General features: G+C 69.1%; 18 protein-coding genes and 1 pseudogene. 12 read left to right on the forward strand and 7 right to left on the reverse strand.

The features are described 5' to 3' along the window. Window positions 1–7 precede the first annotated feature (7 nt). From OG456_RS25050 to OG456_RS25065, 4 genes are all read right to left on the reverse strand, one after another. A complete protein-coding gene (locus tag OG456_RS25050; protein ID WP_266564614.1) occupies window positions 8–1,372 on the reverse strand; it encodes a sensor histidine kinase in 1,365 nt (454 codons plus the stop codon). 179 nt (window positions 1,373–1,551) lie between these two features. Continuing rightward, complete coding sequence (locus OG456_RS25055) at window positions 1,552–2,409, reverse strand: DUF4429 domain-containing protein (protein WP_266564616.1); 858 nt, start codon at window positions 2,407–2,409, stop codon at window positions 1,552–1,554. Window positions 2,410–2,476: 67 nt separating this feature from the next. Continuing rightward, window positions 2,477–3,694, reverse strand: coding sequence for an alpha/beta hydrolase (locus OG456_RS25060; RefSeq protein WP_266564618.1), 1,218 nt, complete (start codon window positions 3,692–3,694; stop codon window positions 2,477–2,479). Window positions 3,695–3,854: 160 nt separating this feature from the next. Continuing rightward, on the reverse strand, window positions 3,855–4,499 hold the full coding sequence (locus tag OG456_RS25065; RefSeq protein WP_266564620.1) for a TetR family transcriptional regulator: 645 nt from the start codon (window positions 4,497–4,499) through the stop codon (window positions 3,855–3,857). A 115-nt stretch (window positions 4,500–4,614) separates the two neighbouring features. Here OG456_RS25065 and OG456_RS25070 point away from each other — a divergent pair, with 115 nt between their 5' ends. The 3 genes and pseudogenes from OG456_RS25070 to OG456_RS25080 all read left to right on the forward strand — a co-directional run bounded on the left by OG456_RS25070 (window position 4,615) and on the right by OG456_RS25080 (window position 8,185). After that, the gene (locus OG456_RS25070) at window positions 4,615–6,225 is read left to right on the forward strand and encodes an MFS transporter (RefSeq protein ID WP_266564622.1); all 1,611 of its coding nucleotides are present in this window, start codon (window positions 4,615–4,617) and stop codon (window positions 6,223–6,225) included. Window positions 6,226–6,407: 182 nt separating this feature from the next. Then, window positions 6,408–7,642: pseudogene (locus OG456_RS25075) on the forward strand (IS30 family transposase). A 147-nt stretch (window positions 7,643–7,789) separates the two neighbouring features. After that, on the forward strand, window positions 7,790–8,185 hold the full coding sequence (locus OG456_RS25080) for a peptidase inhibitor family I36 protein (protein WP_266564624.1): 396 nt from the start codon (window positions 7,790–7,792) through the stop codon (window positions 8,183–8,185). A gap of 79 nt (window positions 8,186–8,264) precedes the next feature. On the opposite strand, the gene aceE is transcribed toward OG456_RS25080, so the two are convergent. Beyond that, window positions 8,265–11,012, reverse strand: a complete 2,748-nt coding sequence (aceE, locus tag OG456_RS25085; RefSeq protein ID WP_266564626.1) for a pyruvate dehydrogenase (acetyl-transferring), homodimeric type — start codon at window positions 11,010–11,012, stop codon at window positions 8,265–8,267. A 437-nt stretch (window positions 11,013–11,449) separates the two neighbouring features. Between aceE and OG456_RS25090 the strand changes: the two genes are divergently transcribed. From OG456_RS25090 to OG456_RS25115, 6 genes are all read left to right on the forward strand, one after another. Further along, window positions 11,450–11,887, forward strand: a complete 438-nt coding sequence (locus OG456_RS25090; protein ID WP_266564628.1) for a DUF3052 domain-containing protein — start codon at window positions 11,450–11,452, stop codon at window positions 11,885–11,887. 168 nt (window positions 11,888–12,055) lie between these two features. Further along, the gene (locus OG456_RS25095; protein WP_100591938.1) at window positions 12,056–12,514 is read left to right on the forward strand and encodes a peroxiredoxin; all 459 of its coding nucleotides are present in this window, start codon (window positions 12,056–12,058) and stop codon (window positions 12,512–12,514) included. A gap of 180 nt (window positions 12,515–12,694) precedes the next feature. Then, the gene (locus OG456_RS25100) at window positions 12,695–13,270 is read left to right on the forward strand and encodes a TerD family protein (RefSeq protein WP_100591939.1); all 576 of its coding nucleotides are present in this window, start codon (window positions 12,695–12,697) and stop codon (window positions 13,268–13,270) included. A gap of 98 nt (window positions 13,271–13,368) precedes the next feature. Next, window positions 13,369–13,944, forward strand: a complete 576-nt coding sequence (locus tag OG456_RS25105; RefSeq protein ID WP_266564634.1) for a TerD family protein — start codon at window positions 13,369–13,371, stop codon at window positions 13,942–13,944. A gap of 73 nt (window positions 13,945–14,017) precedes the next feature. Continuing rightward, entirely contained in the window at window positions 14,018–15,166 is a 1,149-nt protein-coding gene (locus OG456_RS25110; RefSeq protein ID WP_266564640.1) for a DUF475 domain-containing protein, read from the forward strand. 99 nt (window positions 15,167–15,265) lie between these two features. Further along, a complete protein-coding gene (locus OG456_RS25115; RefSeq protein ID WP_116502289.1) occupies window positions 15,266–16,006 on the forward strand; it encodes a Tellurium resistance in 741 nt (246 codons plus the stop codon). Window positions 16,007–16,104: 98 nt separating this feature from the next. On the opposite strand, the gene OG456_RS25120 is transcribed toward OG456_RS25115, so the two are convergent. Continuing rightward, the gene (locus OG456_RS25120; protein ID WP_266564643.1) at window positions 16,105–17,037 is read right to left on the reverse strand and encodes a TerD family protein; all 933 of its coding nucleotides are present in this window, start codon (window positions 17,035–17,037) and stop codon (window positions 16,105–16,107) included. Between the two features lie 187 nt (window positions 17,038–17,224). Here OG456_RS25120 and OG456_RS25125 point away from each other — a divergent pair, with 187 nt between their 5' ends. The 3 genes from OG456_RS25125 to OG456_RS25135 all read left to right on the forward strand — a co-directional run bounded on the left by OG456_RS25125 (window position 17,225) and on the right by OG456_RS25135 (window position 21,710). Next, window positions 17,225–18,391 carry an HpcH/HpaI aldolase/citrate lyase family protein gene (locus OG456_RS25125; RefSeq protein ID WP_266564645.1) on the forward strand — a complete coding sequence of 389 codons (1,167 nt, stop codon included), beginning with the start codon at window positions 17,225–17,227 and terminating at the stop codon, window positions 18,389–18,391. A gap of 14 nt (window positions 18,392–18,405) precedes the next feature. Continuing rightward, on the forward strand, window positions 18,406–20,880 hold the full coding sequence (locus OG456_RS25130) for a phosphoribosyltransferase (RefSeq protein WP_266564647.1): 2,475 nt from the start codon (window positions 18,406–18,408) through the stop codon (window positions 20,878–20,880). A 77-nt stretch (window positions 20,881–20,957) separates the two neighbouring features. Further along, entirely contained in the window at window positions 20,958–21,710 is a 753-nt protein-coding gene (locus tag OG456_RS25135) for an HAD family hydrolase (RefSeq protein WP_266569419.1), read from the forward strand. Window positions 21,711–21,787: 77 nt separating this feature from the next. On the opposite strand, the gene OG456_RS25140 is transcribed toward OG456_RS25135, so the two are convergent. Then, the gene (locus tag OG456_RS25140) at window positions 21,788–22,015 is read right to left on the reverse strand and encodes a zinc ribbon domain-containing protein (protein WP_266564649.1); all 228 of its coding nucleotides are present in this window, start codon (window positions 22,013–22,015) and stop codon (window positions 21,788–21,790) included. Window positions 22,016–22,024: the final 9 nt, after the last annotated feature.

The following is a 22,024-nucleotide window of genomic DNA, read 5'->3' on the forward strand; positions in this document are numbered from 1 at the left end:
AATTCCTTTACGACGAGGGGGAGTCGGACTCGGCCAGCGGGAGTCGGGCCGCGACGCGGAAGCCTCCCCCGGGCAGCGGGCCCACGTCGAGTGTGCCGCCGACCAACCGTACGCGCTCGTGCATCCCGATGAGACCGTGTCCCGTGCCGGTCGTCTCCACGGGCGACGCGTGCTCGCCCGCCGGGCCGTTGACCACGATCACCAGCAGGGCGTCCTCATCCTTGGAGACGGAGATCTGCGTACGGGCACCGGGAGCATGCCGCACGACATTGGCCAGGGCCTCCTGCACGATGCGGTATGCCGAGAGGTCCACCGCGGGCGGTACATCGGTCAGCTCCCCGACCAGGGTCAGCTCGGGCATCGACAACTCCGCCGGGACGCCGCCCCGTACCGTGGCCTCCACCAGTTGCTGAAGCCGGCCGAGACCCGGCTGGGGCGCACGCTCACCACCCGAGGCGTCCTCGCTGCGCAGCACCGCGAGAAGCCGCCGCATCTCACCGAGCGACTCCCTGGCACCCGCCGCTATCGAGCCGAACTCCTCGCACGCCTCGGGCGTCAGACCCTGGAGCCGGTACGGAGCGGAGTCCGCCTGCACTGTGATCACCGACATGTGATGAGCCACCACGTCGTGCAACTCCCGCGCGATACGCGCACGTTCCTCAAGGAGGGTGCGCCGGGAACGCTCGGCCTCGTTGATCGTCTCCTGCTCGACGAGTCTGCGCTGCGCTTCCCCGCGCTCGCGCAGCAACGCCCCGAACAGCAGCACCCCACCGCTCAGCACGATCATCAGCACGCTCGTGGCCTGGCTGTCCGAGGGACGGAACATGTCGAGGACGAGTCCGGACACCACCGTGACCAGCCAGACCCCAAGGACCGTGCGTCTGCCCTCCCGCAGGGACAGGACGAAGCACAGAGCCAGATATCCCACGATGACCATGGGGGTCCAGGGCGCGGCGTGATGGGAGGCCGAACCCTGGATGACGATCGCCCCGACGATGTCCGCGACGATCACGATGCCCCACGCGAGCAGCGGCCGACTGACGGCGAGCACCAGGGGAGCGGCCTGTGCGACCGCCAGGGCGCCGGCGAGACCACCGGGGACCCCGTAGTCGTTCGACAGGACCTCGGTGGTGACCGGGATCAGTGTGGCGACGAAACCCAACGCGATCACATAGGGGACCAGCCGCACCCAACGCCTCGACGACCGGCCGAACAGAGGCTCGGCCGGTCCCGCGGGAGCGGCGAGCGATGCCCCGGCCGCCCGCAGCCCGCCGAGGACGGTGGCGAGCACGCGACGCAGGCCCCCCGGCGGCGCGGCCTTGCCGTCCGGCGGGCGGGGCTCCTGGTCAGGTGCAGTCGATGTGGTGCTCATGGCCTGCTCAGCGTAGGCAACAACCACCCGCGGCGCCGTCATACCGAGGAGCTCACCGGACCCCGTACCCAGGTATGACATGAGGGGCCCGTCGACGGACGCCCAACCTCGACGAGGCCACCTGCGCCCGGCCGCACCCGGAGCCGCACCCCATGCCAGGATCGCGTCCCGAGGCCGCCCTACAGCTCCGCCAGCAGCTCGGCCTTCTTCGTCGAGAACTCGGCGTCGGTGACGAGGCCGGCCTGGTGCAGCTCGCCCAGGTGACGGATGCGGTCGGCGATGTCCGCAGGGTCACGCCGGGCAGGGGAGGCGCCGGCCGCGGGCACGGCCGAGCCCCCGGCCCGTACCGCGGCGAGGATGGACGCGGCGAAGGGCAGCGACTCGTGCACGGGCCCGTACCCGAGACCGAAGATCACGGCGGCCGGGTCCTGGTCGGCCTGGGCGGGCTGCTCGGACGTGTCGCGGCGCAAAAGTCGCAGATGGCCCTCGAAGACCTCGGGCGAGCGCCATTCGACGCCGCTCAGATCCGAGACGGGAAAGCTCTTGTCGCCGGCCTTCCACTTCGCGGACGACGCCCCGGTCCAGAACCATCGGAAAGCCACGGACCTGCCGTCGAAGGAGGCCTTGCCGTCGTAGGCCTTGAAGTGCAGCGGCGCCTCGGGTGCCGCCACCAGATAGCGGCCCGCTGGTGCGCTGTCGTTCAGGGTCAGCACGCCGCGCAGCTCGTCCGCGTAGTACTCGGCGAGTGTCGCGCGCTCGGCGGGCAGGACGAGCCGGTAGGGGTCGCACCCCTCCTTGAGCTGTCCCGCGGCCGCGTCCATCAGCGGATCGGCTCCCGGTCTCGGCACGACGCGCAGGACGACGGTCCCGCGCTTGCCGGGAGTGAGCGTCACCGCCGCGATCGCCTCATAGGGGATGCGGCGCTCACCGAGTGCATTCAGCAGCTTCGGCGTGCGGATTCCCCGTTCGAAGCGGATGAGCACGGAGTCGGACGCGAACTCCCAGGCGGCATGAAATCCGGCCAGCACATCACCCATGCGGCTCATCGTATGCGGCACGCGCACCTCCGTCCCCTGTTGCGTCGTGCCCCTGTTTCACCGATTTCTACGCGCGTCCGGCAGACGCGGCGCCGGAAGATCCGTCACGACAGGTGTCATGCCCGCTCGCACACCGCAGGGTGCGGTACGAACCGACGCCGATGTCGGCGAAGTTGCTGAGACTCTCCGTACCGGGCTCGAAATAGCCGGTGTGCCCATGTGCGCCGGCTGCTGACAGGACCCGGGCGCCGAATCCCCGGGAGACGGGGTCGGCGCCGTGGCCGATCCCGCCGACCTCCAGGTACGGCACGTCCTGGATCCAGTCGTCGCTGTCCCGCATCGCCCACACGTGCGCGTGGGTACCCAGTTTCGAGGCCTTCCCGGCCCGCATGCCGGGGCTGCCGGCCACCGCTATGTCGCTCACCCGGGAGGGCAGCTTGTGTGCGGCGACACCGCACACCACGGAGCCGTAACTGTGGCAGTACAGGGCCACCGGGGTGCGGCCCGGCAGGGCGCGCACCAGGGCGTTGAGCCGGGTGGCGCCCTCCTCCGCGCGCATCGCGGTGGCCGCGTCCACGCCGAGACCCGCGGGCGTCGTGTAGTCGGCCCAGGCGATCACAGCGGTCCGTGTGCCGGGTCCGGCGGCGCGCTCCGCCTTGTACAGGGAGCGAGCCATGCCGACGGGCGCCGAGTACTTGCGGACGGTCCGCTGGAACGTGAGGAGGTTGGTGTCGACTCCGGGGACCACGACCGAGACGCGCTGGGCCTTGTCGAGGTCCCCGAAGACCTCGGCGACGCGGCCGGTGCCCAGGGGATCGAAGGCGAGGATCTTGCGGTCGGGGCGCATCAGCGACGCGTACCGGTCCATGCGCTGGGCGGCGTCGTGCTGTCCCGCGGTGGAGAGCCGGTTGTCGTGCGTGCTCTTCCGGGCCACCTTGCGTGCCTGGTCGAGGGCGACGCGGTTGGCGCGGTAGCGCAGTTCCACCGGCGCGCCGTTCATGTTGCCGACGGCGAGCGGGTAGTGGGTGATGAGCCGGGTGCGCTGCTGGCTCGTGAGTGAGGCGAAGAACTGCGCTAGGCGGGCGGGCGGGCCGTCCGGGTCCGGCAGGGCGCGCCCGTTGAGGTGGCCGTGTTCCCACGCCGTGATGGCTGCGTTGACCGGCGAGGTGACGCCCTTGTGGCGCACGGCGGTCCAGCCGGTGGTCGCCAGCATGACGAACACGACGGCCAGAGCGAGCAGTGCGCGCCAGACGCTGAGTTGCGGGGTTGAGTCGAAGGAAGTCACTGCGGGACACCCTAGGAGAACCGCGGACCAACCTGCGAAATCGGTGAGGCAGATCACGTTTCCGGTAGGGCAATTCGGGCGAAACGGTCCCACCTTAGGTGGTGTCATCACGCTCTGTAGGTACCGATTGCGCCCCTCGCGCACGGGAGTGCACGGTCGGTCACTCTGTGCGCCACTTCCCCGCCAACACCGGCCCCAACTGGTCGAGATATGACTCCGTGACCTCGCGGATCGACTCGACGCTGATGTCCTCACCGGCGCCCCACAGTCGCCCGGCCATGCGCATCACCCCACTGAACGCGGCCACCGTCACGCGGGGGCGCAGATCCGCCTCCACGTCGAGGCCCTCGCGCTCGGCGATCACCCGCGCGATCTCCTCCTCCAGCTCCGTGGAGCGGCGCAGGTGGACGGCGATCAGAGAGGGGGTGGATTCGATCATCTGGTAGGTACGCATGTGGAGTTCGACCGGAACGACTTCCTCGATGGGCTCGCCGAGGGTGTCCCAGGCGTCGAGCACGGCACCGCGCAGGGCCTCGAACGGGCTGTCGGCCGCGGGGCGTTCGCGCAGGAGGGTGACGAAACGGGACTCCACCATGTCCTGGACCGCGAATGCGGTCTCCTCCTTGCTGGTGAAGTACCGGAAGAAGGTGCGCTGCGAGACGTCGACGGCCTCGGCGATTTCGTCAACCGTCGTGCGGTCGTACCCCTTTGTGGTGAAGAGTTCCAGCGCGGAGCGCAGCAGGGCGTCGCGGGTGCGCTGCTTCTTGCGTTCCCGTAGTCCTGAATGCGCTTCCTGCGTCTTCACTCGCGCCCCTCTTTACGTCTGTTTGCCCAGCTCAGCTTACCTGTGAGCAACGGGACAGTTACCGACTTGTGAATTGGTTTGTCAACTGTCAGTCGCTGTCATTAGCCTCGAACGCATGACTAGTCAGACCACCGTCGACAAGGCGGACAAGGCTCCGGAGCCCGTGTCCGTTCCGGCCCCGGCCAAGAGGCTTCGCGGCCACCCCTGGCTGACGCTGTTCTCCGTCGCGATCGGCGTGATGATGGTCGCCCTCGACGGCACCATCGTGGCCATCGCCAACCCGGCCATCCAGAAGGACCTCGGTGCGAGCTTCGCCGACGTCCAGTGGATCACCAACGGCTACTTCCTCGCCCTCGCGGTCACGCTGATCACCGCGGGCAAGCTCGGCGACCGGTTCGGTCACCGGCAGACCTTCCTCATCGGCGTGATCGGATTCGCCGCGGCCTCGGGGGCCATCGGCCTGTCGGACAGCATCGCCCTGGTGGTCACCTTCCGGGTGTTCCAGGGCCTGTTCGGCGCGCTCCTCATGCCGGCCGCGCTCGGCCTTCTGCGGGCCACCTTCCCTGCCGAGAAGCTGAACATGGCGATCGGCATCTGGGGCATGGTGATCGGCGCCTCGACCGCGGGCGGCCCGATCCTCGGTGGGCTGCTCGTCCAGCACGTCAGCTGGCAGTCCGTCTTCTTCATCAACGTCCCCGTCGGCGTCATCGCTCTCGTCCTCGGGCTCCTGATCCTCAAGGACCACCGCGCCGAGAACGCGCCGCGATCCTTCGACATCCTCGGCATCGTGCTGCTCTCCGGCGCGATGTTCTGCCTGGTCTGGGCGCTCATCAAGGCCCCGACATGGGGCTGGGGCGACGGCCTGACCTGGACGTTCCTGGCGGCCTCCGTGCTGTGCTTCGCGCTCTTCGCGATCTGGGAGACGCGCGTCAAGGAGCCGCTGATCCCGTTGGCTCTGTTCCGGTCGGTGCCGCTGTCGGCCGGTGTGGTCCTGATGGTGCTCATGGCCATCGCCTTCATGGGCGGGCTCTTTTTCGTCACCTTCTACCTGCAGAACGTGCACGGCATGAGCCCTGTCGACTCCGGTCTGCACCTCCTGCCCCTGACCGGAATGATGATCGTGGGCTCGCCGCTGGCGGGTGCGATGATCACGAAGGTGGGACCGCGTATCCCGCTCGCGGGCGGCATGCTGCTCACCGCCGTCGCCATGTACGGCATGTCCACGCTGGAGTCGGGCACGGGCAGCGGCGCGATGTCGCTGTGGTTCGCCCTCCTCGGCCTGGGCCTCGCTCCCGTCATGGTGGGCGCCACCGAGGTCATCGTGGGCAACGCCCCGATGGAGCTCTCCGGCGTCGCGGGCGGCCTCCAGCAGGCCGCCATGCAGATCGGCGGAAGCCTCGGCACCGCCGTGCTCGGCGCCGTGATGGCCTCGAAGGTGGACAACGACCTCGCGGGCAACTGGACAGACGCCAAGCTTCCGCCGCTCACGCCCGCCCAGCTGGACCAGGCGTCCGAGGCGGTCCAGGTCGGCGTGGGCCCGCTCCCGAAGGGCACCCCGGCGGCGCTCGCCGAGAAGATCACCTCGGTCGCGCACGACACCTTCATCTCCGGCATGAGCCTGGCCTGCCTGGTCGCCGCGGGCGTCGCCGTCGTGGCGATCTTCGTCGCGCTGCTGACCAAGCGTGGGGCGAACGCGGAGGCGGGCGCGGGGGCCGCACACATCTAGCGCGCACCGGGGGAAGCGCCTCTCGGAGAACGCCCTCGTCGGAGGGCGGCACTCATCGGGAAAACCGCCCCTCGGGGGAAACCCCTGGGCCACCCCCGAAGCACCGCCGCACGCACCCCGAAGTGCCCTCAGGGAAACTTCCGTTCTAGTGGTCGTCGCAACACCCCAGCTCAGGGGATGCGATGGAGTTCGAAGTTCGGAAGGTCCGGGCGCCACAAGGGCGCAAGAAGCTCCACGCTGAGCGGGAGGAATACTTCCGCCTTGTGCAACAGGGCTACGGCAACAACGAGGCGTCCCAGCGTGTAGGCGTCCACCCGCGGACCGCTCGCGGGTGGCGCAACGGTCGCCTGTTCAACAGCGGCAGGATCGAGCCGCCCGTTCACGCGCAGCGGGCGGCCGTTTCCGCTTCGTCCGGTCGATACCTCGGTCAGCACGAACGCATCTACATCGCCGACCGGCTGCGGGAGAAGGCGTCCATCCGCACGATTGCCGCCGAGCTGGGACGCAGTCCATCCACCGTCAGCCGGGAAGTACGCCGCAACGGCGCGCTTTGGCGGGGCACCCAGTGGACCTACCGGCCTTATGCGGCCCAGTCTCGTGCCGATGCACGCCGCCCCAGGCCCAAACCCGGGAAGATCGGCCGGTGCTCCAGGCTGCGGGACTACATCCAGGAGCGTCTGGAACGGCGCTGGAGCCCTGAGCAGATAGCCCACCAGCTCCGCCGGGACTTCCCCGACGACCCGGAGATGCGCGTGACGCACGAGACGATCTACCAGGCCCTCTACGTCCAAGGTCGAGGAGAACTCCGCCGGGAACTCACCAAGGCCCTGCGGACAGGCCGGGCCCGCCGGCGTCCCCACCGCCAGGCGCACAAGCGCCAGCCCAGGTTCACCACTCCCATGGTGATGATCAGCGACCGGCCTGCCGAGGCCGCCGACCGCGCCGTTCCGGGCCATTGGGAAGGCGACTGCATCGTCGGAGCGAACCACGGCTCCGCCATCGGCACGCTCGTCGAGCGGACCACCCGCTTCACCATGTTGGTGCACCTGCCCAACGGCCACCGGGCAGAGCACTTCCACCAGGCTCTCACCGCCACCATCAGCGAACTTCCGCCTCACCTGCGGCGGTCACTGACCTGGGATCAGGGCACCGAGATGGCGGCGCACCACCTCTTCTCCACCGCCGCGAACATGCCAGTCTACTTTTGCAATCCCGGCAGCCCCTGGCAGCGCGGCTCCAACGAGAACACGAACGGCCTGCTGAGGCAGTACTTCCCAAGGGCACCGACCTGTCCCGCTACAGCTGCGAGGACCTGAACGCAGCCGCTGCCGAACTCAACAGCCGCCCACGCAAAACGCTCGGCTGGGAAACCCCAGCCGAGCGTCTGTCTAAACTGCTCGCCACCACACGTCAGTGATCACGTGTTGCAACGAACCCTGGAATTCGCCAAATCCTGGGGGCATTTCGCTTATCCGAGTGATCTGATCCGTCAGCTCTTCCCGTCCGATCGCCCACCGGTTCAGAGTGCAGACAAGTGACCGGCACGACACGGGGGTTGATCGATATGGGTACGAGGATGCGCGCCGCGACGGGTACGACGCTTTCGATGACGGCCGCGGCCGCGCTGGCGGCCGTCCTGCTGACACCGGTTCATGCGGGCGCCGCCGCCCCGCCGACATCGGGGGATTGCGCGGCGGGGGAGCTGTGCCTGTGGGAGAAGCCGGAGTTCAAGGGGCACCGGCAGTCGTACGAGCTGTCCGGGATCGACATCGAGAGCTGCGTCGCACTGCCGGAGGGGGGCAGCGCGCAGGCTCTCGCCAATCGCACCGGACGGCCGGTCACGGCCTACCAGTCCGCCGAGTGCGCCGAGACGGGGGAGTTCCAGACCTATCCCGGCAGCGGCACATGGGCGCCCCAATCTCCTTACCGGGTACGAGCGTTCAAGGTCTGGGAGCGCTGAGATGAAAGAAGGCGAGGTGCGGTGCGGCCCCTGTGGCCGCACCGCACCTCGAACCTCTACGACAGTCGGGATCAGGTCCCTACGCGTCGCCGCCCGCAGGGCCGGGGTCGGCCGCCGTGACGTCGAGAAGCTGGTAGCGGTCGATCGCCTGCTTCAGGACCGAGCGGTCGACCTTGCCCTCCCGGGCCAGCTCCGTGAGCACACCCACCACGATCGACTGGGCGTCGATGTGGAAGAAGCGTCGGGCCGCGCCGCGCGTGTCCGCGAAGCCGAAGCCGTCCGCGCCGAGCGACTGGTACGTGCCCGGCACCCAGCGGGAGATCTGGTCGGGCACGGACCGCATCCAGTCGGACACCGCGACGAACGGGCCCTCCGAGCCGGACAGCTTCTGCGTGACATAGGGGACGCGCTGATCCTCGTCGGGGTGCAGCAGATTGTGCCGCTCCACCTCGACGGCCTCGCGGCGCAGTTCGTTCCAGGAGGTCGCCGACCAGACGTCCGCCTTGACGTTCCACTCCGCGGCGAGGATCTGCTGCGCCTCCAGGGCCCACGGCACCGCGACACCCGAGGCGAGGATCTGCGCCGGGATGGCGCCCGAAGTACCCGGGCTGAAGCGGTGGATGCCCTTGAGGATGCCCTCCACGTCGACATCGGCGGGCTCGGCCGGGTGCTGCAGCGGCTCGTTGTAGACGGTGAGGTAATAGAAGATGTCCTCGCCGTGCGGGTGCTCGGCGGTGGCGCCGTACATCCGCTGCAGACCGTCCTGCACGATGTGCGCGATCTCGAAGCCGAAGGCCGGGTCGTAGGCGACACAGGCCGGGTTGGTCGAGGCGAGCAACTGCGAGTGGCCGTCCGCGTGCTGCAGACCCTCGCCGGTCAGGGTCGTCCGGCCGGCGGTCGCACCCAGCACGAAACCGCGCGCCAGCTGGTCGGCCATCTGCCAGAACTGGTCGCCGGTGCGCTGGAAACCGAACATCGAGTAGAAGACATAGACCGGGATCAGCGGCTCACCATGCGTCGCGTACGCCGATCCCGCGGCGATCAGCGAGGCCGTGCAGCCCGCTTCGGAGATGCCGTCGTGCAGCATCTGGCCCGTCGGCGACTCCTTGTACGCGAGCAGCAGCTCGCGGTCCACGGACTCGTACTGCTGGCCGAGCGGGTTGTAGATCTTCGCGCTCGGGAAGAACGAGTCCATGCCGAACGTGCGGTACTCGTCCGGCGCGATCAGCACGAAGCGGCGGCCGATCTCCTTGTCCCGCATGAGGTCCTTGAGCAGCCGGACGAATGCCATGGTGGTGGCGATCGACTGCTGGCCGGATCCCTTCTTCACACTCGCGTACGCCTTGTCGTCGGGGAGTGTCAGCGGCTTGGACCGCACGACGCGGGTCGGCACATAGCCGCCGAGCCCGTGCCGGCGGTCGTGCATGTACTGGATCTCCTCCGATTCGCGGCCCGGGTGGTAGTACGGCGGGGCACCGTCCTCGAGCTGCTTGTCGGTGATCGGCAGGTGCAGACGGTCGCGGAAACCCTTGAGGTCGTCGACCGTCAGCTTCTTCATCTGGTGGGTCGCGTTGCGGCCCTCGAAGTTGGGGCCGAGGGTCCAGCCCTTGACCGTCTGCGCGAGGATGACCGTCGGCTGGCCCTTGTGCTGCTTGGCCGCCTGGAAGGCCGCGAAGATCTTCTTGTGGTCGTGCCCGCCGCGCCCCAGGTGCAGGATCTGGTCGTCGGTCATGTTCTCGACCATCGCGCGCAGCCGGTGGTCGTCACCGAAGAAGTGGTCGCGGATGTACGAGCCGGGCTCGGTGGCATACGTCTGGAACTGGCCGTCGGGTGTGGTGTTCAGCTTGTTCACCAGGACGCCGTCGCGGTCCTGCGCGAGCAGCGGGTCCCAACTGCGGTCCCAGACCAGCTTGATGACGTTCCAGCCGGCGCCGCGGAACTGCGATTCCAGCTCCTGGATGATCTTGCCGTTGCCGCGCACCGGGCCGTCGAGGCGCTGCAGGTTGCAGTTCACGACGAAGGTCAGGTTGTCGAGGCCCTCACGGGCCGCGATCGACAGCTGGCCGAGCGACTCGGGCTCGTCCATCTCGCCGTCGCCCAGGAACGCCCAGACGTGCGACGCGGAGGTGTCGGCGATGTCACGGGCCTGCATGTAGCGGTTCATCCGCGCCTGGAAGATCGCGCCCAGCGGGCCGAGACCCATGGAGACGGTGGGGAACTCCCAGAAGTCCGGCATCAGCCGGGGGTGCGGGTACGACGACAGGCCGTACGGAGCCTTCGACTTCTCCTGGCGGAAGGAGTCGAGCTGGCCCTCGGTGAGGCGGTCCAGGAGATACGCGCGGGCGTAGATGCCCGGCGACGCATGGCCCTGGAAGAAGATCTGGTCGCCGCCCTTGCCGTCGTCCTTGCCGCGGAAGAAGTGGTTGAAGCCCACGTCGTACAGCGAGGCGGAGGAGGCGAAGGTGGCGATGTGGCCACCCACCCCGATGCCGGGGCGCTGGGCGCGGGAGACCATCACCGCGGCGTTCCAGCGGGTCGCGTTCAGGATCTTGCGCTCGATCTCCTCGTTGCCGGGGAAGAAGGGCTCGTCCTTGGTCGCGATCGTGTTGATGTAGTCCGTGCTGCGCATCTCGGGCACGGCCACACGCTTCTCGCGGGCGCGCTCGATCAGCCGCAGCATCAGGTAGCGGGCCCGCTCGCGCCCGCGCTCGTCTACGGCGGCGTCGAGGGAGTCGAGCCATTCCCGGGTCTCTTCGGGATCGAAGTCCGGGACCTGGCTGGGGAGGCCGCCAATGATGATCGGATTGCGATCGGATCCGGAAACCACGCTGTTCCTTCACTGTCGGTCGAGATGTGCAATTGGGATGCAATGCGGCTGCGCCGCTCCCCATCGTGTACCTCGGGGGCACAATCGTCATCTCTACCGCGGGGTAATCGGGGTGATTCCCCGGGGTTCCCCGGACGGGTGCGGCCAAATCGCAACGATACGCTCATGTGGTTCACCAGTTTCGTGAGGCCGTTCGGCCGAGGTGGACGACGGTCATCCACAGGGTGGGCAAATCCGGCAGAACGGTGTGGCATACATCACCGGCCTGCGGGGATCCTTGACTGAAGATGCGGTGACACCGCCTGGAACGTCACCGTTTCGGCGGTCTCGGGGGCCGGGTACTTGCGCGATCCGTCCCGCCCGTGTGGACTACCGCCAACGCTTCGCGCACGCGCGAAGCCGCAGACAACTTCGTAAACATGATCAGGAGGCAAACCGTGAGCGCGACCGCGGACCACGCGGAGGAGCGGACCAACCCTGCCGCGAGGCTGGGTTTCCAGCCCGAGCAGGTGGTCCAGGAGATCGGCTTCGACGACGACGCCGACCAGGAGCTCCGCGAGTCCATTGAGGAAGTCATCGGCAGCGAGCTCGTCGACGAGGACTACGACGACGTCGCTGACGCGGTGGTGCTGTGGTTCCGCGAGGACGACGGCGATCTGACGGACGCGTTGGTAGACGCCAGCCAGCTGGTCGACGACGGTGCCCCTGTCTGGCTGCTGACCCCGAAGACCGGCCGCGACGGCTATGTCGAGCCGAGCGACATCAACGAAGCCGCGCAGACCGCGGGTCTCTCGCAGACCAAGAGCATCAACGCGGGCAAGGACTGGGCGGGCAGCCGCCTCGTCACGCCGAAGGCGGCCGCCAAGAAGCGCTAGCCGACGAAAGACCCCAGCAGACACTCCGTGCGGCCCCCGCCGACGCCATGACGCGTCGACGGGGGCCGCACGCTTGTCCGGCGACACGCGGGGCCCCACGCGGGAGCACCGCCCTCGGCGCCTAGGCTGGGCCTCACCCGAACGGCTCCACGGAAGGAAATCTTGACCATGACGATCGAGGTCGGCACGAAGGCTCCGGATTTCGAGCTCAAGACGCAGCATGGCGAGACCGTGCGGCTCTCGGACTTCCGGGGTGAGAAGAACGTGGTGCTGCTCTTCTACCCGTTCGCCTTCACCGGCGTCTGCACCGGTGAGCTGTGCGCCCTGCGCGACGAGCTGCCGAAGTTCGTCAACGACGACGTCCAGCTGCTCGCCGTATCGAACGACTCGCCGTTCAGCCTGCGCGTCTTCGCCGAGCAGGAGGGCCTCGAGTACCCGCTCCTGTCGGACTTCTGGCCGCACGGCGAGGCCTCGCGCGCGTACGGCGTCTTCGACGAGGAGAAGGGCTGCGCGGTGCGCGGCACCTTCATCATCGACAAGGAGGGCGTGGTCCGCTGGACCGTCGTCAACGGCCTGCCGGACGCCCGCGACCTCAACGAATACGTCAAGGCGATCGACACGCTCTGACCCCTCCGGGGGCGCAGGGGTGTGCGTCGCGCATCTCTCGGGGATGTCCCGGGGGTGACACCCTGGGATTCTTCGGGTGCGGAGCCTGTGGCTGCCGGGAACCGGTCACTAGGATCCAGACGTTGATCCGATACCAACGCACGACGGGGCTCCCCGCCCCCGACACCATTGGGAGGACTCGTGGGAGTCAGCCTCAGCAAGGGCGGCAACGTATCGCTGACCAAGGAGGCTCCTGGCCTGACCGCGGTCATCATCGGTCTCGGGTGGGACGTCCGTACCACCACCGGTACGGACTTCGACCTTGACGCCAGCGCCATCCTGACGAACACGGAGGGCAAGGTCAGCAGTGACGCCAACTTCGTGTTCTTCAACAACCTGAAGAGCCCGGACGGCTCGGTCGAGCACACCGGCGACAACACCACGGGTGAAGGCGAGGGTGACGACGAGCAGCTCAAGGTCAACCTCGCCGGCGTCCCGGCCGATGTGGACAAGATCGTGTTCCCGGTCTCGATCTACGACGCCGAGAACCGCCAGCAGTCGTTCGGTCAGGTGCGCAACGCGTTCATCCGCGTCGTGAACCAGGCGGGCGGCGCGGAAATCGCCCGGTACGACCTCTCCGAGGACGCCTCGACGGAGACCGCCATGGTCTTCGGCGAGCTGTACAGGAACGGCGCGGAGTGGAAGTTCCGCGCCATCGGCCAGGGCTACGCCTCGGGTCTGCGCGGCATCGCGCAGGACTTCGGCGTCAACGTCTGAGCCGAGCACGACCGCATGACCGTCCGGCGCCGCACGCGAGTGCGGCGCCGGACGCGCTCGACAACTCAAGCGACATCACACCGGGGAGGACCACGATCATGGGCGTCACGCTCGCCAAGGGGGGCAATGTCTCCCTCTCCAAGGCCGCACCGAACCTCACGCAGGTGCTGATCGGACTCGGCTGGGACGCGCGTTCCACCACCGGAGCCGACTTCGACCTCGACGCCAGCGCGCTGCTGTGCAAGGACGGCCGGGTGCTCGGCGACGAGTGGTTCATCTTCTACAACCAGCTCACCAGCCCGGACGGCTCCGTCGAGCACACCGGTGACAACCTGACCGGCGAGGGTGAGGGCGACGACGAGTCGATCCTGATCGACCTGTCCAAGGTGCCGGGGTTCTGCGACAAGATCGTCTTTCCGGTCTCGATCCATGACGCGGACAACCGAGGACAGACGTTCGGCCAGGTCAGCAACGCGTTCATCCGCGTGGTCAACCAGGCGGACGGTCAGGAACTCGCCCGTTACGACCTGAGCGAGGACGCGTCCACGGAGACCGCGATGATCTTCGGCGAGGTGTACCGGTACGGCGGCGAATGGAAGTTCCGCGCCGTCGGACAGGGGTACGCGTCGGGCCTCCGCGGCATCGCTCTAGACTTCGGGGTCAATGTTTCGTAAAGCCGTGCGCGGAGCGGGGGAGCCCCGTCCTACCGGCGCGGGGGAGACCCGTACTCACTTGATGGGGTAGCCAGTGGTTTTGAAAACCTTCGGCTGGTCGTTCGCAATTACTGCGCTCGGCTTGGTCGCGGCGGTGTTCTACGACGGATGGACAGCATTCGGGGTCGTCGCGATCCTTGCCGTCCTCGAGATCTCGCTGTCCTTCGACAACGCGGTGGTCAACGCCGGAATCCTGAAGAAGATGAGTGCCTTCTGGCAGAAGATCTTCCTCACGGTCGGTGTGCTGATCGCCGTCTTCGGTATGCGGCTGGTCTTCCCCGTCGTCATCGTCGCGATCAGCGCGAAGCTCGGTCCCATCGAGGCGGTGGACCTCGCGTTCAACCAGCCCGACCGTTACCAGCAGCTGGTCACGGACGCGCATCCCTCCATCGCCTCCTTCGGAGGCATGTTCCTGCTGATGATCTTCCTCGACTTTGTCTTCGAGGAGCGCGACATCCAGTGGCTGCGCTGGATCGAGCGGCCGCTGGCCAAGCTCGGCAAGGTCGACATGCTCTCGGTCTGCGTCGCCCTGATCGCGCTGCTGATCGCTTCGGTGACCGTCGCGACGCAAGCCCACCAGCACGGTGGTGTGCACGTCGACAAGGCGGCGACCGTTCTGCTCTCCGGCGTCGCCGGCCTGATCACCTACTTGATCGTCGGTGGCCTCTCGGGCTTCTTCGAGAACCGTCTCGAGGAAGAGGAGGAGCGCGAGCACGAGGCTGAGGAGGAGGCCAAGCGGTCCGGAAAGAAGCCCACGGCCGTCGTCCTGGCGGGCAAGGCCGCGTTCTTCATGTTCCTGTACCTCGAGGTCCTGGACGCGTCGTTCTCCTTCGACGGTGTCATCGGCGCCTTCGCCATCACCAACGACATCGTGCTGATGGCGCTCGGCCTCGGTATCGGCGCCATGTACGTCCGTTCGCTCACGGTCTACCTGGTCCGCCAGGGCACCCTGGACGACTACGTGTACCTGGAGCACGGCGCGCACTACGCGATCGGCGCCCTTGCCGTGATCCTCCTGGTCACGATCCAGTACGAGATCAACGAGGTCATCACCGGCCTCGTCGGCGTCGTGCTGATCGCCTGGTCGTTCTTCTCATCCGTGCGCCGCAACAAGAAGCTCGCGGCCGCAGAGGGAAAAGCGACGGACCCGGGCGAGAAGGCTGAGGTTTCGTCCGGGCTCTGATCCTGGAACGCTGTGAGCGGGGCGGTCTGCGAGGAGAACTCCTCACCGGCCGCCCCGTCGGCGTAACTGGACCATGAAACATGGGCACTTGGGGGCGAAATGTCCTTCTGGGACGGACTGTGGCGGGGGCGTGCGGCGGAGTTCGAGTCGGGCAGCGCCGCATCGAACTCCATCGAACTCACCAAGCGGCACCCGGTTGTCTCGCTCACGAAACAGGGGGCGGCCACCGGAAATCTGCGCATCAACCTGTCCTGGCGGATGCGGACCTCGGACATCGGCGGCCCCGAGCGCGAGAGCCTGCTGCGGCACCCCTTCAAGCTGTTCAAGCCCGATGTGGTGCAGGCTCATACGCAGAGCATGGTCAATGTGGACCTCGACCTCGGCTGTCTCTACGAACTGACCGACGGGGAGAAGGGCGTGGTGCAGCCGCTCGGCAGCTTCTTCGGCGCGCTCAATGCGCCGCCGTACGTGAAGCTCAGCGGGGACGACCGGTTCGGCTCGGCGTCGGGTGAGACGATCTACGTCAATCTCGATCACCGCGAGTCCATCAAGCGACTGCTTGTCTTCGTCTACATCTACGACCAGACACCGGCGTTCGACCGTACGCACGCCCACGTCACGCTCTACCCGAGCAACGGACCACGCGTCGAGATCAGCCTCGACGAACGCGCCCCACAGGCCCGCTCCTGCGCCGTCGTCACGATCGAGAACGTCAAGGGCGAGCTGATCGTGCGACGCGAGGTGAAGTTCGTGTACGGGTTCCAGGCCGAGCTGGACCGGCTGTACGGGTGGGGACTTCAGTGGGGCCGGGGATACAAGTCCAAGGTCGGGGAGCGCTAGGCCCGACGCGGGCCCTCTGCCACGCCGCCCTCTCCGGCCCCTGTCCGGCTTCCGTCTGGCCCGGTCCGGCCCCGAGTCACCCGGGGCCGGTCGCGGTCTCAGCGGGAGATGAACTGCGGGCCCTGCGGCGGCAGGGCGAAGTTCGGGTCGGGCAGCGGCTGTACCGGCTGCGGATAGCCGTACGCGGGCTGCGTCGTCGGCACCGGAATGGCGAGCGGCGCGGGCTGCGTGGGCGCCGCCGGCGGATACCCGTACGACGGCTGAGAGGCGGGCTGGGGCGCGGTCTGGGGGAGCGGCGCGGCGAGGGGCTGCGGCGCCGGCGGATACCCGTAACCCGAACCCGACCCGGATCCCCAACCTGACTCCGACCCCGACCCCGACCCCGATCCCGATCCCGTGAACGAGGTGTCGGGGGCCGGGGGCGGGAACGACGGTTCGGCGGCCGGCATCGGGCCCGGCGGGGACGACGGAAGATCCGTCGCCGGCTCCGACTCGTCCACCGAGATGCCGAAGTCCGTGGCCAGACCGACCAGGCCGTTCGAGTAGCCCTCGCCCAGGGCCCGGAACTTCCAGCCCTCGCCGCGCCGGTACAGCTCGCCGCAGATCAGGGCAGTCTCGGCGCCCGTCTCCGGCTTCACGTCGAAGTGGGCGAGGGGCTCGCCCTCGGCGGCCGCGGCGTCGTACAGGAGGATCCGCAGGGCGGGTACGCGGTCGAAGGGGACGTCGTCCGCCGAGGCCACGAGGAGGACGCGGCCGACCTCGGGGCCGAGGCCGGCCAGGTCCGACTGGATCGTGTCGGTGAGTCCGTCGGTGACGCGCTTCTTGCCGAGCCGCCAGACCTTGCCCGAGGGGTGCCGGGGCTGGTTGTAGAAGACGAAGTCCTCGTCGGACCGTACGCGACCGTCAGGCCCGAGGAGCAGGGCCGAGGCGTCGACGTCGGGCACGCCCTGGCCGCTGGTCCAGCGCAGCACGGCGCGGACCGCCGTGGCTTCGAGAGGGACGTTCGACCCCTTCAGCATCGCGTGCGTCATGCGGTCATCCTGCCTTCCCTGTCCTGGCCAGGACAACGCGGGGGCCCGAGATGGCGGGGCCGAGCGACATACTCGACATGGGTGGGTTACCTGAATTTCATGCCCGGTGGGAACCCTTGACATGGGTCCCTACGTACTATTACCGGCCACTTAAATTCGGGCCTGAGCGGCACGACGGGGGAGTCTCATGCGTCATTTCGGGCATATCGCCCCTGAGGTGCGACAGCGCCTGTTCTACCGGGAGCCCGGTGACTTCACCGCGGACTCGTCGCCCCGCATGCTCGCGGCGGCCCTCGGTGCCACGCTCTACAGCCCGGCCACGCGGCCGCGTCTCGCCGATGACGTCCTCAAGCAGGCGGCCCGGGGCGTCGTCTCGATGGTGCTGTGCCTGGAGGACTCGATCGACGACGCCGAGGTGGCGGACGCCGAGGAGAATCTGGTCAGGCAGTTCACCGACCTCGCGGCCCGGCCGGACGCGCGGCCTCCGCTGCTGTTCATCCGCGTCCGTGCCGCCGGGCAGATCGCCGACCTCGTGCGCCGCCTCGGCCCCGCCGTGCGGCTGCTGTCCGGATTCGTACTGCCGAAATTCACCGAGGAGCGGGGCGTGCCGTTCCTGGAGGCGCTCTCCGCCGCGGAGGCGGCCACCGGGCGGCGCCTCTTCGCGATGCCCGTCCTGGAGTCGCCCGAACTCCTGCATCTGGAGACCCGGGGTGACACCCTCGCCGGGATCGCCCGCACTGTCGACAAGTACCGCGACCGCGTCCTGGCCCTGCGCCTCGGCGTGACCGACTTCTGCTCCGCGTACGGGCTGCGCCGGCCGCCGGACATGACCGCGTACGACGTCCAGATCGTGGCCTCCGTGATCGGGGACGTGGTCAATCTGCTCGGCCGCGCCGACGGCACCGGCTTCACCGTGACCGGCCCTGTCTGGGAGTACTTCCGGCATCAGGAGCGGATGTTCAAGCCGCAACTGCGCCGCAGTCCCTTCCTGGAGAGCCGGGCCGTCGAGCTGCGCCAGGCGCTCATCGAGCATGACATGGACGGCCTCCTGCGCGAGATCGAGCTGGACCGGGCCAACGGCCTGCTCGGCAAGACCTGCATCCATCCCTCGCATGTGATGCCCGTGCACGCGCTGTCCGTGGTCAGTCACGAGGAGTACGGAGACGCCCAGGACATCCTGCGGCCCGAGCGGGGCGGTGGCGGTGTCCTCAGATCCGCGTACACGAACAAGATGAATGAAGTGAAGCCGCACCGGGCCTGGGCCGAGCGGACTCTCCAGCGGGCGGAGGCCTTCGGCGTCGCCCATGAGGACGTCGGCTTCGTGGAGCTGCTCAACGCCGGCCTGCCCGCGTGACGAGCGCGCGCGTCATGATGAAAGCAACGAAAAGGGGCGAAGTGGTCTGGTCAGGGACATGGGTCGCACAGCGGCTCGGAGTCGAGCTCGTCGGTGACGAGGAGATATCCGGGCTGCTGGGCCTTGCCCTGCGCCGCAATCCCAAACGGGCCCATCTGCTCGTGTCGAACGTCCTGGGCAAGCATGTGCCGCAGTCGCCGGACGTGGTCTGGCGCGCCGGATACGACCTCGGTCTGCGGGTGCGCGAGCTGCTCGGAGACGACGCGGCGCGGCGGGCCGTCGTGCTCGGATACGCCGAGACGGCGACGGGCCTCGGGCACTCCGTGGCCGACGGCCTGGGCCTCGCGCCCTATCTGCACTCGACGCGGCGCCCCGTCGACGGGGTGGCGCGCGCGGGCGGCTTCGAGGAGTCCCACTCGCACGCCACCTCGCATCTGCTGCTGCCCGAGGACCCCCGCCTCCTCTCGGGCGACGGGGCGCTCGTCCTCGTCGACGACGAGTTCTCCACGGGCAATACGGTCCTGAACACGATCCGCGCCCTGCACGAGCGCTACCCGCGCGAGCACTACGTCATCGTCGCCCTCGTCGACATGCGCTCGCCCGACGACCGGGACCGTCTGGCCGACTTCGCCTGTGAGATCGGCGCCCGTGTCGACCTGGTCGCGTCCGCCTCCGGCACCGTCAAGCTCCCCGACGACGTCCTCGCCAAGGGCCAGGCCCTGGTCGCCCGCCACGAGTCCCTCGGCGAGGCCCCGACGGCGCGCACCGAGCGGTGCGCCGAGCCCGGCAGCGTGACGCGTGTGGACCTCGACTGGCCCGAGTCGGTGCCCGACGGGGGCCGGCACGGCTTTACGCCGGAGCACCGTGCGGCGCTCGACGCGGCGCTGCCCGCCATGGCCGCCCGCCTCGCCGCGCCCCTGGGGGACGCCCGCCGCATACTCGTCCTCGGCTTCGAGGAGCTGATGTACGCGCCGCTCGCCCTGGCCCGCGAGATCGAGAAGGGCACGCAGGCGCAGGTGCGCTACTCGACCACGACGCGTTCACCGGTCCTCGCCGTCGACGACCCCGGCTACGCGATCCGCACCCGCCTCGTCTTCCCGGCCCACGACGACCCGGCCGACGGGCCGGGCGAGCGCTACGCGTACAACGTCGCGGGCGGTGACTTCGACGCGATCGTCGCCGTCGTCGACTCCATCGCTGACACGCCTCAACTGCACGCCCCAGACGGCCTGTTGGCGTGCCTCGCCGAGCACGCCCCGCGCGTGCTGCTCGCCGTCGTGCCCTCGTACGTCCCCGAGAGGGGTGCCTCCGTAAAGGCCGTCCCCGAAAGGCCCCTCGTGTCCCCCACGCTCCCCGAGCCCCTCCGCGGCCCCGCCTTCTCCTCGTACGCGCCCGACGAGGTCGGCTGGCTGCTCCAGGACCTCTCGGACGTCGACCTGGAGGCCCCGACCGAGGAGCGCGAGGAGGCGATACAGGGCGGTGGCGCGCACTACGCCGAGTCGCTGCCCGTCGAGTACCAGCCGAGCGCCGAGTACCAGGCGCTGTTCCAGTCCGCCCTGGAGGTCTCCGCCGCGCGGATCGCGCAGGCCGTCGGCGTCGTGACCGAGACCGTGCTCGCGGAGCGGTCCCCGCGCCCCGTGCTGGTCTCGCTCGCCCGCGCCGGGACGCCCGTCGGCGTGCTGATGCGCCGATGGGCGCAGGCGCGGCGCGGCCTCGACCTGCCGCACTACGCCGTCTCGATCGTGCGCGGCCGCGGCATCGACGCGAACGCGCTGCGCTGGCTCGCCGCCCACCACGACCCGGCCGACGTCGTCTTCGTCGACGGCTGGACCGGCAAGGGCGCGATCACCCGCGAACTGGCGGAAGCGCTCGAGGGGTTCCCCGGATTCGACCCGGAGATCGCGGTGCTCGCCGACCCCGGTTCCTGCGTGCGCACCTACGGCACCCGTGAGGACTTCCTCATCCCGTCCGCGTGCCTCAACTCGACGGTCTCCGGCCTGATATCGCGTACGGTGCTGCGTGCCGATCTCGTCGGGCCGAACGACTTCCACGGCGGAAAGTTCTACCGCGAGCTCGCCGAGGCGGACGTCTCCACGCACTTCCTCGACACGATCGAGGCCCGCTTCGACGAGGTCGCCGACGCCGTGGACGCCCAGGTCAAGGAGATGCTCTCCGCCGACCGCGCGCCCACCTGGGAGGGCTGGGCGGCCGTCGAGCGGATCAGCGAGGAGTACGAGATCCACGACGTGAACCTCGTGAAGCCCGGCGTCGGCGAGACGACCCGCGTGCTGCTGCGCCGCGTCCCGTGGAAGATACTCGCCCGCACGGGCGCCGGCGCGGACCTCGACCACGTACGCCTGCTGGCCGAGCAGCGCGGGGTGCCCGTCGAGGAGGTCGCCGAACTCCCTTACACCTGCGTCGGGTTGATCCACCCGAAGTACACGCGGGGCGCCACCGGCGCGGACGGCAAGGCGGTGGGCGCGAAGTGAGCGCGACGCCCGTCACCCTGGTCGCCAGCGATCTCGACCGCACCCTGATCTACTCCGCCGCAGCCCTCGGCCTGACCATGCCCGACGCCCAGGCACCGCGACTGCTGTGCGTCGAGGTCTACGAGGGCAAGCCCCTCTCCTACGTCACCGAGGACGCGGCCGCGCTGCTCGGTGAACTCGGCCGCGCCGCACTCTTCGTCCCGACCACGACCCGCACCCGCGAGCAGTACGGACGCATCCACCTCCCGGGTCCCGCACCGCGGTTCGCGATCTGCGCCAACGGCGGGCACCTGCTGGTGGACGGGGTGTCCGACCCGGACTGGCGTGCCTCTGTGGACGAGCGGCTCGCCGCCGAGTGCGCGCCGCTGGACGAGGTGCGGGCGCATCTGGTGCGGACGGCCGACCCGGCGTGGCTCCTGAAGGAACGCGTCGCCGAGGACCTCTTCGCGTATCTCGTGGTCGAGCGGTCCCTGCTCCCGGAGGGCTGGGTCAAGGAACTCGCCGTGTGGGCGGAGAGACGCGGCTGGACGGTCTCCCTCCAGGGCCGCAAGATCTACGCAGTCCCGAAGCCGCTCACCAAGAGTGCGGCCATGCGTGAGGTGGCCCGCCGCTCGGGCGCGGACCTGATGCTGGCGGCCGGCGACTCCCTGCTCGACGCCGACCTGCTCCTCGCGGCCGACCGCGCCTGGCGCCCCGGCCACGGCGAGCTGGCGGACGCGGGGTGGACGGCGCCGCACGTCACGGCCCTGGAGGACCGGGGCGTCGCGGCGGGCGAGACGATCCTGCGGGAGCTGATCGGGGAGGTCCGGAACCCCCGCACGTCCCCGTAGGGGCCACCCGCACGCCGTACGTACGGGTGAGGCCCCCTGAGCTCACCCTCCGTGCACCTACCTGCCTCTGCCGGAGGTCACCCGCAGCAGCCCCCGCCGCAGCAGCCCCCGCCTCCGCCCCCGCCGCCTGTGGGGCGGGCCGGGGCGGAGCCCGACGCGGTGCCGCCCACGGCGACCGTCGACAGCAGCTTCACCGTGTCGTCGTGGCCCGCGGGGCAGTCCGCGGGGGCCGAGGACTCGGCCATGGGGCGGCTCAGTTCGAACGTGTCGCCGCAGGTCCGGCAGCGGTACTCGTAGCGTGGCATGGGCACAGG

It is taken from the genome of Streptomyces sp. NBC_01446 (assembly GCF_026340095.1).
Taxonomy (GTDB): Bacteria; Actinomycetota; Actinomycetes; order Streptomycetales; family Streptomycetaceae; genus Streptomyces; species Streptomyces aureus.

Excerpts from the sequence above, each read along its gene's own strand:
- OG456_RS25055 (WP_266564616.1), bottom strand. The coding sequence starts at position 2,409 with ATGGGTGATGTGCTGGCCGGATTTCATGCCGCCTGGGAGTTCGCGTCC.
- OG456_RS25050 (WP_266564614.1), bottom strand. The coding sequence starts at position 1,372 with ATGAGCACCACATCGACTGCACCTGACCAGGAGCCCCGCCCGCCGGAC.
- OG456_RS25130 (WP_266564647.1), top strand. The coding sequence starts at position 18,406 with ATGATGAAAGCAACGAAAAGGGGCGAAGTGGTCTGGTCAGGGACATGG.
- OG456_RS25120 (WP_266564643.1), bottom strand. The coding sequence starts at position 17,037 with ATGACGCACGCGATGCTGAAGGGGTCGAACGTCCCTCTCGAAGCCACG.
- OG456_RS25135 (WP_266569419.1), top strand. The coding sequence starts at position 20,958 with ATGCCCGACGCCCAGGCACCGCGACTGCTGTGCGTCGAGGTCTACGAG.
- OG456_RS25125 (WP_266564645.1), top strand. The coding sequence starts at position 17,225 with ATGCGTCATTTCGGGCATATCGCCCCTGAGGTGCGACAGCGCCTGTTC.
- OG456_RS25140 (WP_266564649.1), bottom strand. The coding sequence starts at position 22,015 with ATGCCACGCTACGAGTACCGCTGCCGGACCTGCGGCGACACGTTCGAA.
- OG456_RS25070 (WP_266564622.1), top strand. The coding sequence starts at position 4,615 with ATGACTAGTCAGACCACCGTCGACAAGGCGGACAAGGCTCCGGAGCCC.
- OG456_RS25105 (WP_266564634.1), top strand. The coding sequence starts at position 13,369 with ATGGGCGTCACGCTCGCCAAGGGGGGCAATGTCTCCCTCTCCAAGGCC.
- OG456_RS25115 (WP_116502289.1), top strand. The coding sequence starts at position 15,266 with ATGTCCTTCTGGGACGGACTGTGGCGGGGGCGTGCGGCGGAGTTCGAG.
- OG456_RS25080 (WP_266564624.1), top strand. The coding sequence starts at position 7,790 with ATGGGTACGAGGATGCGCGCCGCGACGGGTACGACGCTTTCGATGACG.
- OG456_RS25095 (WP_100591938.1), top strand. The coding sequence starts at position 12,056 with ATGACGATCGAGGTCGGCACGAAGGCTCCGGATTTCGAGCTCAAGACG.